Annotated in this window: 19 protein-coding genes and 1 pseudogene; 10 read left to right on the forward strand and 10 right to left on the reverse strand. The window is 61.4% G+C overall.

Annotation, left to right across the window (positions count from 1 at the left end; all coding sequences use genetic code 11):
* The first annotated feature begins 14 nt into the window (after positions 1–14).
* The 8 genes from NKJ20_RS09145 to NKJ20_RS09180 all read left to right on the forward strand — a co-directional run bounded on the left by NKJ20_RS09145 (position 15) and on the right by NKJ20_RS09180 (position 4,947).
* A complete protein-coding gene (locus tag NKJ20_RS09145; RefSeq protein WP_352743656.1) occupies positions 15–773 on the forward strand; it encodes an SDR family oxidoreductase in 759 nt (252 codons plus the stop codon).
* A 46-nt stretch (positions 774–819) separates the two neighbouring features.
* Positions 820–1,221 carry a cupin domain-containing protein gene (locus NKJ20_RS09150; protein WP_352743658.1) on the forward strand — a complete coding sequence of 134 codons (402 nt, stop codon included), beginning with the start codon at positions 820–822 and terminating at the stop codon, positions 1,219–1,221.
* A gap of 243 nt (positions 1,222–1,464) precedes the next feature.
* Complete coding sequence (locus NKJ20_RS09155; protein ID WP_352612463.1) at positions 1,465–1,911, forward strand: hypothetical protein; 447 nt, start codon at positions 1,465–1,467, stop codon at positions 1,909–1,911.
* 266 nt (positions 1,912–2,177) lie between these two features.
* Positions 2,178–2,699 carry a carboxymuconolactone decarboxylase family protein gene (locus tag NKJ20_RS09160; RefSeq protein WP_352449835.1) on the forward strand — a complete coding sequence of 174 codons (522 nt, stop codon included), beginning with the start codon at positions 2,178–2,180 and terminating at the stop codon, positions 2,697–2,699.
* A gap of 137 nt (positions 2,700–2,836) precedes the next feature.
* On the forward strand, positions 2,837–3,274 hold the full coding sequence (locus tag NKJ20_RS09165; RefSeq protein ID WP_352455793.1) for a CBS domain-containing protein: 438 nt from the start codon (positions 2,837–2,839) through the stop codon (positions 3,272–3,274).
* Between the two features lie 129 nt (positions 3,275–3,403).
* Entirely contained in the window at positions 3,404–4,138 is a 735-nt protein-coding gene (locus NKJ20_RS09170; RefSeq protein WP_352743660.1) for a sensor histidine kinase, read from the forward strand.
* A 54-nt stretch (positions 4,139–4,192) separates the two neighbouring features.
* The gene (locus NKJ20_RS09175) at positions 4,193–4,474 is read left to right on the forward strand and encodes a GNAT family N-acetyltransferase (protein ID WP_352455795.1); all 282 of its coding nucleotides are present in this window, start codon (positions 4,193–4,195) and stop codon (positions 4,472–4,474) included.
* Between the two features lie 41 nt (positions 4,475–4,515).
* Complete coding sequence (locus NKJ20_RS09180; protein ID WP_352743662.1) at positions 4,516–4,947, forward strand: DUF1810 domain-containing protein; 432 nt, start codon at positions 4,516–4,518, stop codon at positions 4,945–4,947.
* A 67-nt stretch (positions 4,948–5,014) separates the two neighbouring features.
* Here the strand turns inward: NKJ20_RS09180 and NKJ20_RS09185 are convergent.
* From NKJ20_RS09185 to petA, 5 genes and pseudogenes are all read right to left on the reverse strand, one after another.
* Positions 5,015–5,260 (reverse strand): annotated as a pseudogene (locus NKJ20_RS09185) (pirin-like C-terminal cupin domain-containing protein); the annotation flags it as partial.
* Between the two features lie 213 nt (positions 5,261–5,473).
* Positions 5,474–5,740, reverse strand: a complete 267-nt coding sequence (locus NKJ20_RS09190; RefSeq protein WP_352743664.1) for a pirin family protein — start codon at positions 5,738–5,740, stop codon at positions 5,474–5,476.
* Between the two features lie 26 nt (positions 5,741–5,766).
* Positions 5,767–7,284: a mechanosensitive ion channel family protein gene (locus NKJ20_RS09195; RefSeq protein WP_352743666.1), complete on the reverse strand. Its 1,518-nt coding sequence runs from the start codon at positions 7,282–7,284 to the stop codon at positions 5,767–5,769.
* 23 nt (positions 7,285–7,307) lie between these two features.
* Positions 7,308–8,603, reverse strand: coding sequence for a cytochrome b (locus tag NKJ20_RS09200; protein ID WP_352743667.1), 1,296 nt, complete (start codon positions 8,601–8,603; stop codon positions 7,308–7,310).
* A gap of 16 nt (positions 8,604–8,619) precedes the next feature.
* On the reverse strand, positions 8,620–9,204 hold the full coding sequence (gene petA / locus NKJ20_RS09205) for a ubiquinol-cytochrome c reductase iron-sulfur subunit (RefSeq protein WP_502902802.1): 585 nt from the start codon (positions 9,202–9,204) through the stop codon (positions 8,620–8,622).
* A 357-nt stretch (positions 9,205–9,561) separates the two neighbouring features.
* Here petA and NKJ20_RS09210 point away from each other — a divergent pair, with 357 nt between their 5' ends.
* Together NKJ20_RS09210 and NKJ20_RS09215 are read left to right on the forward strand one after the other, a co-directional pair.
* Positions 9,562–10,146, forward strand: a complete 585-nt coding sequence (locus tag NKJ20_RS09210; RefSeq protein ID WP_352743669.1) for a glutathione binding-like protein — start codon at positions 9,562–9,564, stop codon at positions 10,144–10,146.
* Positions 10,147–10,491: 345 nt separating this feature from the next.
* Positions 10,492–11,547 carry an alpha/beta fold hydrolase gene (locus NKJ20_RS09215; RefSeq protein ID WP_352743671.1) on the forward strand — a complete coding sequence of 352 codons (1,056 nt, stop codon included), beginning with the start codon at positions 10,492–10,494 and terminating at the stop codon, positions 11,545–11,547.
* 78 nt (positions 11,548–11,625) lie between these two features.
* On the opposite strand, the gene guaD is transcribed toward NKJ20_RS09215, so the two are convergent.
* The 5 genes from guaD to NKJ20_RS09240 all read right to left on the reverse strand — a co-directional run bounded on the left by guaD (position 11,626) and on the right by NKJ20_RS09240 (position 17,387).
* Positions 11,626–12,993, reverse strand: coding sequence for a guanine deaminase (guaD, locus tag NKJ20_RS09220; RefSeq protein ID WP_352743673.1), 1,368 nt, complete (start codon positions 12,991–12,993; stop codon positions 11,626–11,628).
* Between the two features lie 100 nt (positions 12,994–13,093).
* Positions 13,094–13,957 carry an aromatic ring-hydroxylating dioxygenase subunit alpha gene (locus NKJ20_RS09225; protein WP_352743675.1) on the reverse strand — a complete coding sequence of 288 codons (864 nt, stop codon included), beginning with the start codon at positions 13,955–13,957 and terminating at the stop codon, positions 13,094–13,096.
* A gap of 23 nt (positions 13,958–13,980) precedes the next feature.
* The gene (locus NKJ20_RS09230) at positions 13,981–15,381 is read right to left on the reverse strand and encodes an 8-oxoguanine deaminase (RefSeq protein WP_352743676.1); all 1,401 of its coding nucleotides are present in this window, start codon (positions 15,379–15,381) and stop codon (positions 13,981–13,983) included.
* 7 nt (positions 15,382–15,388) lie between these two features.
* Complete coding sequence (locus NKJ20_RS09235) at positions 15,389–16,324, reverse strand: ABC transporter permease (RefSeq protein WP_352743678.1); 936 nt, start codon at positions 16,322–16,324, stop codon at positions 15,389–15,391.
* A gap of 10 nt (positions 16,325–16,334) precedes the next feature.
* Entirely contained in the window at positions 16,335–17,387 is a 1,053-nt protein-coding gene (locus NKJ20_RS09240) for an ABC transporter permease (RefSeq protein WP_502894821.1), read from the reverse strand.
* Position 17,388 lies beyond the last annotated feature (1 nt).

Here is a 17,388-nt window from a genome sequence, read left to right on the forward strand (position 1 = left end):
CCAGGAGACTAGACATGAAGATCGTCGTCATCGGCGGAACCGGGCTGATCGGTTCAAAGACCGTGGAGAGACTGCGAAACAAAGGCCACGACGTACTTGCGGCGTCGCCGAATTCGGGCGTCAACACCGTTACGGGAGAGGGTCTGGCGGCTGCGCTTGCCGGTGCGCAGGTCGTCGTCGACCTCGCGAACTCGCCGTCGTTCGAGGAAAAGGCTGCCCTGGAGTTCTTCTCGGCATCCGGGCGTAATCTTTTTGCCGCCGAAACGGCCGCCGGCGTCCGTCATCACGTGGCGCTGTCGGTCGTCGGTACCGACCGGCTGCAGGGCATGGGCTATTTCCGCGGCAAGTTGCTTCAGGAACAGCTGATCAGGGAGTCCGGAATTCCCTACACCATCGTTCACGCCACTCAATTCTTCGAATTCACCGCCGCCATCGCAAACACGGGCGCCGTCGGGGATACCATTCATATGTCGCCGGCCTACTTCCAACCCATGGCGGCTGATAATGTTGCCGATGCGATGGCGGACGTCGCGATTGCCGCGCCGTTGAACGGCATGATCGAAATTGCCGGCCCGGAGCGTGTTCGCATGAGCGACCTTGTCGAGCGCTTCCTGAAGGCCACCAACGACCCGCGTAAAGTCGTCCCGGATTCCGGCGCGCTCTACTACGGCCAAGTGGCAATCGACGATCGAACGCTGGTGCCCGGCGAGAACGCGCGCATCGGCGCCGTGCGTTTCGATGATTGGCTCAGCCGATACACACCACCGAAGTAAGTAGTCATCGGATAGGCCCGCCATTCGCACAACAAGGAGACCAGACATGATCAAAACACTTCTCTGCGCCGCGCTCGCCGCCGCTTCCGTCACCGCAGCAATGGCCAATGACGCCGCCAGCGTGAAGCTTGTCTACGACCAGGCTCTGCCAAACGTGCCCGGCAAGAGCATGAAAGCCGTGCTCGTCGAGTACGCGCCTGGGGGTACGTCGCCGGCTCATACCCATCCCAAATCCGCGTTCATCTATGCCACGGTCCTGCAGGGGGCGATCCGAAGCCAGGTCAATGACGGGCCGGTGAAGACTTATCGCGCCGGCGAGAGTTTCTCGGAATTCCCTGGCGACCGTCATGCCGTCAGCGAAAACGCCAGCAAGACGGAAGGCGCTCGTCTGCTTGCTATTTTCGTCGTCGACACCAGCGAGACGGAACTGACGACGAACGCGAAATGAAATCGTAGCCCCCGGGGCGTACGCGAAGGGACGGTCAGTGACATGAATTCGATCGCCATCCGCACACTTGCGGGGATTTTGGTCCCCGATACTCCGCTTGTTGGCCGAGCGATCGAACATGCCCGCGCTCGATGTGAACCCTACCTGTTCAACCACGTGGTCCGATCCTGGCTTTTCGCGGCCCGGATCGGACAGATTCAGAATATCCAGCACGACGGGGAGGTTGTTGCCGTTGCAACCCTGTTGCATGACGTCACGCTCAATGAGGACTTCGCCGGGCCGCGCCGTTTCGAAGTGGAAGGCGCCGATCTCGCCCGCGCCTTCGTTCGGGAGGGCGGCTTCGACGAGCGGCGCGCCCAATTGATCTGGGACAGCGTCGCCCTCAACTCGACGCCGTCGATCGGCCTCTACAAGGAGGCTGAGGTGGCGCTGTGCACAGCCGGCATCTGCCTCGATGTCGTCGGCTTGCAATACAGCCTCGTTTCGTCAGCCGAGATTGCAAAGATCGTTGGCGAATTTCCGCGCCTCGGGATGAAGCGGCGGATGACGCGATGCTTTTGCCATATCGCCGAGATCAGGCCCGAAACCACCTACGACAACTTTGCCCGGGACTTCGGCGAGCGCTTTGTTTCAGGCTACAAGGCGACTTCGGCAGTTGATCTTGTGATGAACGCTCCCTTCGAAGAGTGAACGCCGTTTCGATCCAGGTTCTATCGACACCGGTCGGTTCAGCCTCGCCCTTCAAGTGACCCAAACGCTGTGCGCCCGTCGCAAGCCTGCGCCAAAGCGAATTGCCGGGGGCAGCGGTCAGGTGCCAATTTCCACCTCCTATACTTCGGTTTAGGCGCCCCAACCCAATCGAGTGGCAATACATATCATCGGCACGATAGCAACAGTTCGTCTCACCGGTCATCCTTACGCTGCAATGGATTGCAAACACCTCAAGGAGATAAGTAATGAATATTGCAGCGCCACCGGTCGCTCCGAAGGGAAAAGCCGTCGCCCAACGCGCGAGTTATGCCGAGCAGTCGCCGGAACTTCTGAAGAAATTTATTGAATTTCTTGGTGCGACGCGAGAGGGGTCGATCGAAGAGCCAATCCGCGACCTTGTTGCAGTCCGAGCCGCGCAGCTGAACGGGTGCACCTTCTGCCTCGATATGCACGTCAAACAGGCGAAGATCCATGGCGAGCGCGAACTGCGCCTTTACCACCTGGCAGCCTGGCGGGATTCGACCTTGTTCGTTCCTCGCGAGCGCGCAGCCTTGGCATGGACGGAAGTCTTGACCAAGCTGCCCGAGCAGGGTGTCCCCGACGAGATCTACGATCGGGTCAGGTCGCAGCTTTCCGAGAAGGAAATCTCCGATCTGACCTTCGTTGTCATGGCGGTCAACTCTTGGAACCGTCTGAACATCGGCTTCAAACCCGTCCCGGGCTCGGGCGATGCGAAGTTTGGCCTGAGCAAAGCAGCACTGAGCTAATCTTTGGAATGGGTCAGAATGGCGCTTGTTTGTGCGCCATTCTGACCGGCCGGGCGAAGGCGCCGAGCTCGGCGACCAACACTGGAACCGATCTCAGCCTCCCGGCCGCGGCCGCGAGGCGCTCTCAGGAGGGCGTCATGCGAATTGACAGTCTGCATCCAGTAATATCGGCCCGTCTCATGGTGGTCGATGTCGACGCTCCACTCCGCAGTGCGGCACTCTCACTTTCCAGGCCCGCAATAGGCCTGGTCGTGGTGTGCCACGGCAGTGGGGAGGCGGCAGGCGTGCTGAGCAAGTCCGACCTTGTCCGCCATCTGGCGAATTCAGGGCCAACAGAAGCGCCGATTGCGGCATTGATGAGCCGGTCCATCGTGTCCTGTGGTCCCGATGATGATCTTCATTCAGTCTGGCAGACCATGGCCGCGCAAGGCCTGCAGAATGTGCCGGTGCTCGGGGCTGACTCGAAACCGCTAGGCGTCCTCGATATCCGTGATGCGATGAAGGCGCTTTTCAAACAAGAGGAACTGCAGGAACGGCTGCTTGCCAACTACATCAGCGGAATCGGTTATCAATAGAGCTTGGTCTATCGTTTGGATATACAGAAGTATGTATCGGAGCCTTCTTAGATATAATGGAAAATAAATGCCGTGAGTTATAGTGTATTGAAGCAAATGGGTGTCGACTGAGCCAAGCGGGGGCATGAAATGTTTCGTCCGGACATAAAAGAAGATGTCTTCGACAGCCCGCGCGATGGTTCTGGAAGTAGTATGTCCGTGCAAATGTCGACGGCCGGCATCGTCCATGACCTGGGCAATCTCATTCAGGTCGCGTCGTCGGCGTTGAACCACCTGGCCCGCGATCCGAGCATCCAAGCGGCTCCGGCGCTTGGGCCTGTAATTGCCGGCGCCAAAACGGCTTTGGAACGGGCTGGGGACCTTGTCCGGCAAACCATCAGCCTGGCCCGAGAGAGCCACGCGGAAATCGAATGCACAAACGTAGGTGCTTGCCTGGCTGAGATCGAAACCCTCGTGCGGAGCGCCTTGGATGCCAATTTCGGTCTTGAGCTTCGGGTTGGATCCGACCTGCCTTTGGTGAGATGCGACCGCTTTGGATTGCAAAATGCGGTTCTGAATCTTCTGTTCAACGCGCGCGATGCAATGCCTGACGGCGGTTTCATCTCGATCGATGCCGGCTTGGCCTCTGAAAGCTCTACCGCCGGTCAGGTAGATATCCGTGTCGCGGACAACGGTATCGGGATGACCTGCGAGACAATGGTCTGCGCCTTCGATCCGTTCTTCACCACCAAAAGCGAAGGCCTCGGCGGCGTCGGTTTGCCGATGGTGAAGCGCTTTGTCGAGCAGTCAGGCGGAAGCATCGACCTTCAGAGCACGCTCGGGGCAGGCACGACCGTCACCCTGCGATTGCCGGCGATGCGATAGCGGTCGGCCAATCTCCCTCCGGTGACAGACGTGACATACAATCGAGAGATAGAGATGGATGCACAACTCGTTGAAAACGTCCAACAGCGCCGTTTCGAGCTGCCGATCGCCGGCGATATGTTTGCGGCGGCCTACTATCGGCTCGAGGGCGGGAAGGTCGCGCTGATACACACCGAAGTCCCGTCGGAATTTTCCGGACAAGGGATCGCGTCGCGATTGGCCCAAGGGACCTTCGAACTGCTCCGCAAAACCGGCCGTAAAGCGATCTTGAAATGTCCCTTCATGAGCCGCTTTTTCGCCAAGCACCCGGACTATGCAGATGTCGTCGACGGCTAGTCAGGGCACCAATGTTGAGGGTTTCCCAAGGATCTATCCAAATGCCTGACGAGTATGATTTGCAGAGGTTCGTCAGCGCACAGGATCCGGTCTACGACGACGCGCTGGCCATTCTACGTCGAGGGATGATGTGCACTCCCTATATGGAGTTCATCTTCCCAAGGTTGGCCACAAGGCGAAGTGGTGCAGCGCCTGAGCCATATGCAATCACATCGCTCGACGAAGCCAGCGCTTATCTGTCATTTCCGATCCTTGGAGGCCGTTATCGGGAATGCGTTGGCACCCTGCAGCGGCTCTCCGGCCTGAGCGCTCGCGCTGTCTTCGGTGAGGTTGATGCGAAGAAGTTGCACGCGTCCCTGACGCTGTTTTCCGAAGCAAGCAATGACGAGTTCCTGCTCGAGACAATCTTCGACGTCTGGTTCGACGGTTTGCTCGATGAGGAAACGATGAACGATCTCTACCTGATGTCGTAGTGGTCTGCCTGCGCCACCCGGCGTCAAGCTGTCGCGGCGCTGAGGTCACCATCCGCTGCCTTATCCCTCACACGCTGCCATCTGGCAGAGGCATGAGCTCGTGCTCTCCCGGCACGCCGGGGAAGCGGCGTTCGCGCCAATCCGCCTTTGCCTGCTCGATCCGTTCGGCTGAAGAGGAGACGAAGTTCCAAAAGATATGACGTGGCTCGGCCAGGGGCTCACCTCCTATCAGCATCAGTCTCGCCGCATGGAAGGCAGGCGCCTGGAGCACAATCTCAGCGCCGGGCGCCAGAGCTACTAATTCGGCCTCATGAAACGTACCGAGCTGGCCGACATTCCAACCTCACCGGCGACGATGTAGATCGCACGCTCACGGTGTTCGGGTTTCACCTGGTAGCGCGCACCGCTCGTGAGCACAATTTCGGCATAGACCATGTCGGAGAACGTCCGGTGGCGTGCGCTCGGAATGGACGATGCCCGACCGGCCGTCATCCAGTTGGCCTCGCCAGGCCGGATGGTCTGCACTTTACCCCAAATTGTCGCGATGGACGATCTCGCCATCGATCAGGTAGGTCACGGCCGCAACGCCGATATGCGGATGTGGTCCCATATCGAAACCGTGACCTGCGTCGAACATAGCGGGGCCGAAATGGTCGAACAGGATGAAGGGCCCGATCATCAGGCGATTCGAGGACGGCAATACGCGCCTTATCTTCAGTCCGTCCGCAAAATCACGGATAGCCGGCTGGATGAGTGTATCGATGCCTGTGATATCGCTTTGGCGGATGGTCATGGATCTCTGCCCTTCTGCATGCCTTGTCAGCCAGGTGCTCGAACGCGCTTGAACGGAGCGGCGCGAAAGACTGTCTGAATGGCTTTGAGGAGCGCGAATTTGGAGTTCGCGTGGTGCTGTTCGGCGATGCCGCTTTCATTAAAAGCCGACACCCTCATCGACAGGGTCGCGGCAAGATCTTCGGCCATTTCGGGCCTGTCGTGCAGCAGCGGCGCAAAGCTTTCCTGGTCTATCTCGTAAACCGTGACAGGGGTCATTGCCCGCAAACTTGACATCTCGCCAATGCCGGCGAGCAAGCCGGTCTCGCCGAAGAAATCGCCAGGTGCAAGCCGGCCGATCTCCTGCAGTTGATCATCGCCCTCGCCAATTTGCCGGACGATGACTCCCGTCCGTACGATCATGAGCGACGGCAGCATCTCTCCCTGTCGTGCGATGATCTCGCCCTTATGGTAGGTGCGAACCGAGGCCGCTTTGGCGAGCGACTCCTGCTCGGTATCCGTTAGCGCCGAGAATACCGGTATGGAATTGATGAGTTCGATCGGGGTGAAGCCTTGGGAGGCCGCCGTCTCGTGGCCCGGCCGGTTGGTCATGGCAATCGAGCCCGAAAATGGCTCCGCCAGCAGCATGCCGGTCGACTTTGAATGGCGATAAATGAGATCGAAGATTTCGTTCCGAGCGGCACTTCGCTGGTCGATACTTGCGACGCGAAAAAACAACTCGATCTCGATAGCTGCGGCATCCAGGCTTCTGATGGTGACCGAAGGCGAAGGGTCCTGGAGGATTGAATTGCAGCTCAGCAAGACAGTGCGCATGAGGTCTACGGTGATCGCCGGCGTCTTCGTTGGCGCCACCTTGACGGTTACGGCAAGTCCATGGCTCTCGTCCGGACCGCTTAGGTTTGTTACCCCGATCTTGGCGAGAAGGCTGTTTGGCAGCGCCACGACATTGTGTGTCGGGGTCAGAAGTTGGGTCGACCGCCAATTGGTCTCGACAACGCGGCCTTCGGTTCCGTCGCCCAGAATGATCCAGTTTCCAAGCACGTAAGGGCGGCCGAGGTTAAGCGCGATCGCCGAAAATACGTCACCAAGCGTATTCTGGAGCGCCAGTCCCAGGATGACGGCAAACACGCCCGACGTGGCAATGAGCGTTCCGACCGGCACTGCAAAGACAAACGCCAGGATCGACAGGAACATTCCAGCGTAGACGACACCGACCACGACGTCCTGCAGGAGACGTGCCTCGCGCGGCTGTCGCTCGAAGACGAGATAGATACGGACAAATCCGATCAGCGCCCAGGCAAGGTGAACCCACCAGAGCAGCTTGACCGAGCCGATGAGGATCGCTGCTCCGGTTGTCTCGTTGTCTCCTGCGGCTTCGTACGGCACGACGCGCAGGTGGAGAACCATGGCCGACATCGCGACGAAAAAGCCGAGTTGGACGACCAGCTTCGCATTGGCGAAGCGTCTGGGGATGAGAGACCAAACGACGATCCCGGCGAGGCCGAGCAACACGATGTAGACCAGAGGAGAGTTCCACCAGTTCATGAACGATCACCGCGATGCCCGGTTCAACGTTTGATCTCCGGCCCGGCGATCGGGCCTCTGGCGCTGGCCTTGTCTTTTTCGAGAACTGCTTCGGTGATCGAATTCGGCAGCCGTCGCGGCTTTTCGATCAGCCCGAGCACCGGCATGGCGATGATGAAGAACGCAAAATAGTAAAGCGTCGCCAGTTGGGACATGACGACGTATGCGCCTTCCGCCGGCCGGGAGCCGAGCCAGCCGAGAAAGAGGGCATTGGCAACGAACAGCCAGAAGAGCACCCTGTACCAGGGCCGATAGACCGCCGAGCGCACCTTCGAGGTGTCGAGCCACGGCACCAGGAACAGCACGGCGATCGAGCCGAACATCGCGAGCACGCCGCCGAGCTTGGAATCGATCGGCCCGATATTGAAGGTGATGGCCCGCAGGATCGCGTAAAACGGCAGGAAGTACCATTCCGGCACGATGTGGGCCGGCGTCTTCAGCGGATTGGCGATGCTGTTGTTGTCGGGATGGCCGAGGTAGTTCGGCAGGTAGAAGACGAAATAGGCGAAGAAGAACAGGAACACGAGGATGCCGAAGGCATCTTTGACGGTGGCATAAGGCGTGAAGTCCACGACATCGGTTTTCGATTTGACCTCGATGCCGGTCGGATTGTTCTGGCCGACGACGTGAAGCGCCCAGATATGCAAGGTCACCACGCCCGCAAGCACGAATGGCAGCAGGTAATGCAGCGCAAAGAAGCGGTTCAGCGTCGGATTGTCGACCGCGAAGCCGCCGAGCAAAAGCTGCTGGAGCCAGTCGCCGATCAGTGGGACGGCGGTGAAGAAGCTGGTGATGACAGTAGCGCCCCAGAACGACATCTGTCCCCAAGGCAGCACGTAGCCCATGAAGGCCGTCGCCATCATCAGCAGGAGGTTGGTGCAACCGAGCACCCACAGCAGCTCACGCGGCGCCTTGTAGGAGCCGTAGTAAAGCCCGCGGCAGATGTGGATGTAGACGGCAATGAAGAAGAACGACGCGCCGTTGGAATGGAGATAGCGCAGCAGCCAGCCCGAATTCACGTCGCGCATGATCTGCTCGACCGAGTTGAAGGCCAGCCCCGTATCAGGGGCGTAATGCATCGCAAGCACGATGCCGGTCAGGATCTGTGAAGCCAGCACGATCGTGAGAATACCGCCGAACGTATAGGCATAGTTCAGGTTGCGCGGGACGGGATAGACGATGAAGCTGTCATAGACCAGCCGCGGCAGCGGCAGGCGGGCGTCGAACCAACGTTCGATTCTGGTTTTGGGCGTATAGGTCGAGTGTTTGCCGCCGCTCATCGAAATGCCCCCTGCCTCAGCCGATACGGATCTTGGTGTCGGAAACGAATTGGAACACCGGCACCGCCATGTTCTCGGGTGCCGGCCCCTTCCGGACGCGGCCGGCAGTGTCGTATTGCGAACCATGGCAGGGGCAGAACCAGCCGTCGAAATCGCCTTCCTGACCATGCGGGATGCAGCCGAGATGGGTGCAGACCTGGATCATCACCACCCAGGCTTCCTTGCCCGGCATAGTTCGATTGGCGTCGGTTGCCGGCGCATCGGCCGGCAGGTTGGCGTTGCGGGCAATTGGATCCTTGAGCTCGGCGAGACTGACTGCCTGGCCGTCCTTCCTCTCTTTTTCGGTGCGGTTGCGCACGACAACCGGCTTGCCGTGCCAGTCGACGATCAGCGACGTTCCCGGCGTCAGCGAGGAGACGTCGACCTCGATCGCGGCGGGCGCCTCGACGCGCAACGTGTGCTCGGCTGTGGAGGTGTCGGAAAGGTCGGCCATGATAGCGACTCCTATTGTCGGAAGCTGCGTCATCGCGTTGGTGGCAATCGAGCAAAAGTCAGACCACGGCTTTCGCGTTTCCCAGTCTGCTCGTGCCGCGCGGAATATGCCGGCCGTGGCCGGGTGTGAGCCATCGTGCCAACGGCACGTGCGTCCAATACTTTCGTTTAGGATTTCCTGAGCGAAGGACTGGCCGGGCCGGCGATGATGCCATCATGGAAGGTTCTGGATTCCTCCAGATAACCGTCGGCCGCTGAGCTGGCATACGTCCCGGCATTGCGCACGGCGATCCGAACTTCACCCCGACCATACCTCGGCATAGGCACGTCTAGCTGTCGGTGTCGTAGTCGTCGTCTCCGCCAAGTGCGAGTTTCTGGAGCGGTTGTCTCGCGTGGCGCGGGGCAGGTTTTCCGCTCGGCGACGACCAATTGCGGGATTCAATCGGGCTAAGATAAGGGAAAAGCGGTGAAACTCTACTACAGCCCTCTCGCCTGCAGCCTGGCGGACCACATCGCTCTGGAAGAGGCCGGTGTTTCCTTCGAGCGCGAAAGTGTGAACCTCAAGACCAAACGGACAGGCTCCGGGGATGATTTCACTACCGTCACGCGCAAGGGCTATGTTCCAGCCCTCGTGCTGGATAGCGGCGAAACGCTGACGGAAAATATCGCCGTCCTCGACTGGATTGCGTCGCAATACCCGCCACTGGCAGTGGCGGGGCGGTTGGGCCGTACCCGCCTTCTCGAAGCGCTGACCTACGTCTCAACTGAAATACACCGAAGCTTCAAGCCGATGTGGCACCAAAGCAGCGATGCCGAAAAGGCCAGGGCGAGCGCGACGATTACGAGCCAACTCGAGTTCGTCGCTGACGGGCTCGAGACCGACTATCTGTTCGGCGACAAGCCCAGCGTCGCGGATTTTTATCTTTTCGTGATGCTGCTTTGGGCGGCCCGCTTCCAAGTCCCTGTTCCCGCGCCTTTGCAAGCCCTTCGCGTCCGAATGGCTGCCCGACCGGCCGTGCGCATCGCAATGGATCGTGAGGGCCTCGTCTGAAGCCGAGGGCGACTTCGAGCATAAGACCAGATGCAACATGTCCTCTCGCCCAAACAGAAGATCAGGAGTCATTCTCATGCTGCCGTTCCTGCGGATGCTACATCTACATCCAGCCGCTTCCAAGCGCGGGGACGGCCTAGGTCTCGAATTTCTGAGGAGGGAAATCGAGGAAACGCTTGACCTGACCGGCATTCAATCAGAGTTCGCCGCACTGCCTCCTGGCCGAGTGTTACAGTGGTTGGTCCGCCGCCCGCAGTCACCATCGAAATAGGCAACATTTCCTGTCGGCCGATGAGGCGGGCGGTCCGGTCGTTCCTGCTTGTTGGTCATTACAGAGGCTTCATCATGAATGCGAGTAAGGCTCCCGACACGGTCGATCATCGCCGCCGGCGCATTGTTGGTGCTGCAGCAATGACGTTCGCCGCCACCGAACTCGGCTTGAGCGAGCCGGCGGCCACTTGGACGGTCGAGGCGAGGGCATCTGCTACGCAAGCCACGCAGAAATCATTCGGCTCGCTCGGGCAGGTCAATGCCGGAAATCTGAGCGTCGGATATGCGGAGCTGGGGCCCGCCGAAGGTGCCCCAGTGATCCTGCTTCATGGCTGGCCTTATGACATTCACACCTACGCCGATGTCGCTCCCCTGCTTGCCGCAAAGGGGTACCGCGTGATTGTGCCCTACCTGCGCGGCTACGGCACTACGCGCTTCCTGTCGGACGAGACGATGCGCAACGGCCAGCAGTCGGCGCTCGCCGCGGATACGATGGCCCTGATGGATGCGCTGGGGATCGAAAAGGCCACGATCGCCGGCTGCGACTGGGGCGCTCGAACGGCCAATGTCGTTGCCGCGCTCTGGCCTGAGCGTTGCAAGGCGATCGTCTCGGTGAGCGGCTATCTCATCGGAAATCAGCAGGTCGGCATGGTGCCGCTGGCACCGGAGGCGGAGCTTCAATGGTGGTATCAGTATTACTTCGCCACGGATCGCGGCCGCGCCGGCTACGAGAAATACACGCGCGATTTCGCCAAACTCATCTGGCAACTCGCTTCGCCGCAGTGGAATTTCGACGATGACATCTTCCAGCGCAGCGCCGCAGCACTGGACAACCCGGATCACGTCAGCATCGTCATTCACAATTACCGCTGGAGGCTCGGCCTGGCACAGGGCGAGCCGGAATATGACGTTCTGGAAAACCGGCTGGCCGAAGCTCCCGTGATCACAGTGCCGACCATTACCCTTGAGGGCGATGCCAATGGCGCACCCCATCCCGACAGCAGTTCCTACGCCAAGAAATTCTCGGGCAGATACACGCACCGGATCATCACCGGCGGTATCGGCCACAACTTGCCTCAAGAAGCCCCGCAAGCCTTTGCCCAGGCTGTCATCGACGTCGGCGAATACTGATCAAAATCCATGACGTGCCCCCGACCGTAAGGAATAAAACGGGAAGAGTCCTGGTTCTCGGCACAGCCTCCGGTCCGCTTAGGCGAGAACAGCTCTCCCGCCGACCCAGACCGACGCGATGTTGGCCCTGGAAGCGGAGTAGACGATCTTCTGAAGGATGCCGTCGCCGTCGTCGAGTTCGTCCCACAGGTGAATTGTGCCTCTGGGCGCGGCGGTGTCGACCAGGATCGCATCGAAATGGTAGCCAGGAGAGAATCGCCCCACAGGCAAGCCGAGTGCCGCGCCACCGCCTGCCGTCGCCAGGTGGAAGGACTCGCGAAAGTCGACGCGTGCTGTTCCGGCCGTGCCGCGCGTCTCGGCCGCTAGCGCCGGGTCGGTGCCGGTTTCCAGCATGCGCGACGACATGACCGTCGCGCGCATCGCATCGAACATCGAGGCGCTCGGTCCCCCGGAAATGTCGGTGCCGAGCCCGACCTTGACACCCTTCTCGAGGGCCGCCCTCAACGGGAACACGGCGCCTGCGAAGTAGGCGTTGGAGACGGCGCAGTGCGCCACGGCCGCCTTGCGCACGCGGATCGTCTCCATGTCGGCAAGCGTAATGAAATTGGCGTGCGCGAGCACGCTGCCGGCGCGCAGCAGGCCAAAGCGATCAAGGCTAGACGTGTCGCTGATCCCGTGGCGCTGCAGCACGTAGCCATGCGCCCAGTCGCTCTCCGAGCAATGCGTCTGCACATGGCAGCCGCATTCCTGCGCAAGCGTGCCGAGCCCTTTGAGGGCGGCGTCGGTACAGGAGGGGATGAAGCGCGGCGTAATGACCGGCTTTACCCGTCCCGTGGCATTGTCCGGATGCCCATGCACGTAGTCGATCAGAGCGCGCGTGCCATCGATGGCCGCGTCCGCCGAGGTATCGCGATAGTAGGCCGGGCACTCGTCGGGATTGTCCATCGCCACTTTGCCGACCAGCGCACGTTGCCCCCGTTCGAGGCAAATGTCGACGAGCAGCCTTGTCGCGTCCTGGTGGATGGTTGCGAAGTAGAGCGCTGTGGTCGTGCCGTTAGCGATCAGGTCGTCGACCAGCAGGCCGTAGCTGCGCCGCGCGAAGGCGAGATCGGCGTAGCGCGCCTCCAGGGGAAACGTGTGTTTGTGGAGCCAGGCCTCGAGCGGCACGTCCAGCGCCCGGCCGAGCTGCGGATATTGCGGCGCGTGCACGTGAAGATCGACGAAGCCGGGCAGCAGATAACTCTGCGCCGGCAAGGTCGCCAGCGAACCGGTCCGGCGCGCGGCCTCCAGCGCCTCGTCATAGCCGGCATCATGCGGATGCAGCACCGAGACGATGATGCCTGATTGATCGATTGCGATCAGGGCATGGAGCAACTCTTCCACGAGCCCGCGCTCCGGCGCGTGAAAGCCGCTGGCCAGAAGCGTCTTGCCGCTCAGGTCGCTCACCTGTCCTCCGCCGAAGAACAGCTACGCACTGCCGTCGCGAAGCGCCAGAGCGCGATTGCCCGTCCGTCGATGCCGATGACAATATCGGAAGGGCTGCCGCTCATGCGGCTTGCGCCGTCGTGCCGTAGGTGATGCCCTTCTCCTTCAGCCAGCGGCGATAGGCGATCGACGAGCCGTCGGCCCGCGTCGGGATTTCCGCGCGCGGCTCGAGCGGCAAAAGAAGTGGCCGTTGGTTCTCCAGGATGATGCGGTCCTGCAGGAAGATGAGCTGCTGGAACTGCACAAGTTCGGTCGTGGTCGATACGTCGTCGATCAGGAACATGACGGGGTGCGCGCGGCAGCGGTCCGGATCGAGGGGCTGCACGAACAGACAGATCACGTCCAACCGGGTGGCCGAGTTGGGGCAGGTCTTGTAGAGCATCACCGCGAAAGGATTGGCGACCCGGTACATGTATTGGGTCATGATGCCGCCGGTCGCCGAGAGTGCTGCCTGCGGCTGGAAGAATTCGCAGTTGGTCGCCCACACCTCATCCACGTCGCGGCGGATTTCGGTTGTGTAATGCCGCACTTCCGTGTGCGGCTCGGCGCCCAATATGTCGGTATGGACGAAGGGGAAATGCGCCATGTCGAGGAAATTCTCGACGATGCGCAGGCCGGACGCCTTTACCGCGATCGCTCCGCAAACGACAGGCCGGCGATCGTCCTCATAGGCCTCCGGGATCGACAGCACATCGCCGGCCGGCATGCCGAGCGTGATCCATAGATAGCCGTAGCGTTCCTTGGCCGGGACTTGGCTGCCGTCGCCGGCACGCGACACATTGACCGCGCCTGCCGTATCGCGGGCTACCAACAGATCGATGCCCAGAAGCCGGCTCGCCATCGTGCCGACCGGAATCTCGTTCAGCGCGTCAATGCAATACCATTGATCGAGGGCCGCCTGCTCCGCAGCTCGCTTAATGGTCATTGTTGCGTCCTTCCTGTGCTATCTCACTGCCGATAGATGCGGTCCATCACAGCCCGGTGGTCGGCCATCGCCGCCTCGACATCGAAAGAGGCGAAGTCGCCTCTCGCGATAATCTGCCGGCCGTTGATGTAGGAATAGTCGACCTTGAAGGGTCCGCAAAGCACCAGCGCGGCGAGCGGGTCGCGCTCGGTCCCGGAAAGGCCGACTTGGCTGCGTTTGACCGCGATGAAGTCGGCGCACATGCCGGGCGCGAGATGGCCGATGTCATTGCGACCGAGCAGGGCAGCGCCGCCGCGCGTCGCCATTTCGAGGGCCTCGCGCGCGGACAGCGCCGTCGGCGTGCCGCCGAAACCGCCGCGGCCGCCGGGCTTTTCGGAGAGGTAGTGGTGCGGCGCGACACGCTGAAGCATCAGCGCCAGCCGCGCTTCCATGAACAGGTTCGACGTGTCGTTCGAGGCCGAGCCGTCGACGCCAAGGCCGACCTTCACGCCCTTGTCGAGCATCTCGCGGATCTTCGCGATGCCCTGGCCGCAGCGCATGTTAGCCGACGGGCAATGGGCGACCCCGGTGCCGGTTTCGGCGAAGCGGTCGATCTCGTCGCTGGTCATGAAAATCGAGTGGGCGAACCAGACGTCGTCACCGAGCCAGCCGACGGATTCGGCGAACTCGACCGGCCGCTTGCCATAGATTTCGAGGCAGTACTTCTCCTCGAAAAGCTCTTCGGCAAGGTGCGAATGCAGGTTCACGCCCTTGTGGCTGCGCGCCAGCGATGCCGCATCGCGCATCAACTCCGGAGTCACCGAGAACGGCGAGCAAGGAGCCAGGATGATTCGGCTCATCGAATGCCGCGACGCGTCGTGATAGCCGCCGATCAGCCGTTCGGCATCCTTCAGGATATCCTCTTCCTTTTCGACGCAGCGATCCGGCGGCAAGCCGCCCTGGCTTTCGCCGCGCGACATGGCTCCACGCGCAGCGTGGAAACGCAGACCGATATCGCGGGCCGCACCGATCGTCGCGTCGAGCGTGCAGTTGTTGGGCAAGATGTAGAGATGATCGGAGCTGGTCGTGCAGCCCGAATGGATGAGCTCGGCCATCGCTACGCGCGCCGAGACGCCTATCGCATCGTCGTCGAGCTCGGCCCAGATCGGATAGAGCGTCTTCAGCCAGACAAGCAGCTCGTCGTTCTGAGCCATCACACGGGTGAGGTTCTGGTACATATGATGATGCGTGTTCACCATGCCCGGCATGACGACATGGCCCGATAGGTCGAGCACCTCGTCGGCACTGGAGGCACTGAGTTCCGCGGTGGTGCCGACCGCTTCGATGACGTTGTCGTCGATCAACAAGGCGCCGTCGGAAATCTCGCGGCGCGTACCATCGAAGGTGGCGAGCAGATCGATGTTCTTGACAAGCAGGCGGGGCATGATGGTCTCAACGCATGTCGCGGAAATAGGGTTCGCCGAGAGCAGCCGGCGCGGCCATTACCCGGCGCATGCGCTGCCAGGCAAGCACCGGCACGATGATCAGGGCGATCGTGCCGAGATAGGGCAGCATCGACAGGATCGGCGCCGCGATCGGCCAGTTGCGTGCTTGGCCGACGAAGCCGAGAGAGGTGATGAGACCGAACAGCAGAGCGGCCAGCACGGCGTTGAGGGGCCGGTAGCCTGCGAAGATGACGAGAGAGACGGCAATCCAGCCGCGGCCGGCCACGACGCCTTCCGACCAAGAGGGAACGAAGGCAAGCGTGAGGTAAGCGCCGGCGCCGGCCGCCAGCGCCGAGCCCGCGGCGACATACCAGAAGCGGATGCTTTGCACCGAAATGCCGGCGGCGTCGGCTGCCGCGGGGTTTTCGCCCACCGCGCGCATGTTCAGCCCGTGGCGCGTGCGGAACATGATGTAGTGCAGCGCAACCGGCAGGACGATGTAGATCAGGTAGACAAGGATGTTCTGCGTGAAGATCGCGCGACCGAGCAGCGGGATGTCGCTAAGATAGGGAATAGCGATCGGCGCGAAGGTCGCCGGCGCCGGCATGCCGGAATAGGCGCGACCGATCGTTGCGGCCATGCCGGTGCCCATCAGCGTCAGCGCCAGGCCGCACAACACCTGGTTCGCTTTGACGACGACGGTGCCAAGAGCGAAGACGCAGCCAACGAGGAAACCGACGGCAAGCGCAAGGACGAAGCCGAGCATAGGGTGCGGCGTGGCGACGACGACCGCGATGCCAGTGATTGCACCGAGTGCCATAAGCCCTTCGACGCCGAGATTGACGACGCCGGCGCGCTCGGAGAGCGTCTCGCCCAGCGCCGCCAGCGCCAGCACGCCGCCGGCGAGAATGGAGGTCTGGATCAGTCCGGCGATCATGTCCATGGGTGTTTCCTCAGCTCGCGGCCGGTTCGGTCCGCGTGATGCGGTAGTGAGCGAGTTCGTTGCCGATCGCCGTGAAGAACAGGATCAGTCCGGTGATGGCGAGCACGGCCGAGACGGTGATGCCTTGCGTCTGCAGGATGATGCCCGAATTCAGGATGACGCCCATCAAAGCCGCGCCTGCGAGCACGCCAAGTGAGGAACCGCGCGCCAGCACCGCGACCATGATGCCGAGATAGCCGAAATTGTTGGAGATGCCGCCCTGCAGGCGATGCACCGTGCCAGCTACTTCCAGCATACCGGCGATGCCGGCGATCGCTCCCGACATCAGCAGGACGACGATCAGGCGGCGCCGGAACGGCATGCCCGCATAAAGCGCCGCGCTCGGGTTCGACCCAGCGACCCGCACCTCGTAACCCCAGCGCGTGTAGTTGAGCAGTCCTGCGATGACAAAAGTGAGCAGGATCGCCAGCGGGAAACCGTAGTGCACGATACCCCAGAATTCAGGCACGTCATGCGGCAGACGTGCAGTGGTCGCGAGCGCATGGCCGCTCGGGTCGAGCCATGGGCCGGTGGCGACGTAATAAACCATCAGCGTCGCCACGAAATTCAGAAGCAGGGTGGTGATGAGTTCGCTGACATCGGCGTAGGCGCGCGCCAGCGTCGGCACCAGTATCCAGAGCAGCCCGCCGAGCGCGCCAGCGGTGAACATAACAGGCAGGATCAGCCAGGTCGGGCCGGGAATGAACAGCGCGACCGCCGTGGCGCTGAAGGCGCCGGCATAGAATTGGCCCTCCGCGCCGATGTTCCAGGCGCCGATTCTCAGCGCTACCCAGACCGACAGGCCGGTCAGGATCAGGGGAGTGACCAGAAGTCCGACGTCTTCCAGCCCGAAGCTCGAGCCAAAAGTCGAGCTGAGCACCTCCCAGGCGAGTTCGACGGGAGCATTGCCGCGAGCGGCCAGAACCAGGCCGGCGACCCCCAGCGCCAGCACGATCGCCAGGGCACGTGCCGCAAAGGCAACGGAGGGCTGCGCGGATGGAACGCGCTGAAGCTTGATCGCCAAG

The organism is Mesorhizobium sp. M0185 (assembly GCF_040322175.1).
Classification (GTDB): Bacteria; Pseudomonadota; Alphaproteobacteria; order Rhizobiales; family Rhizobiaceae; genus Mesorhizobium.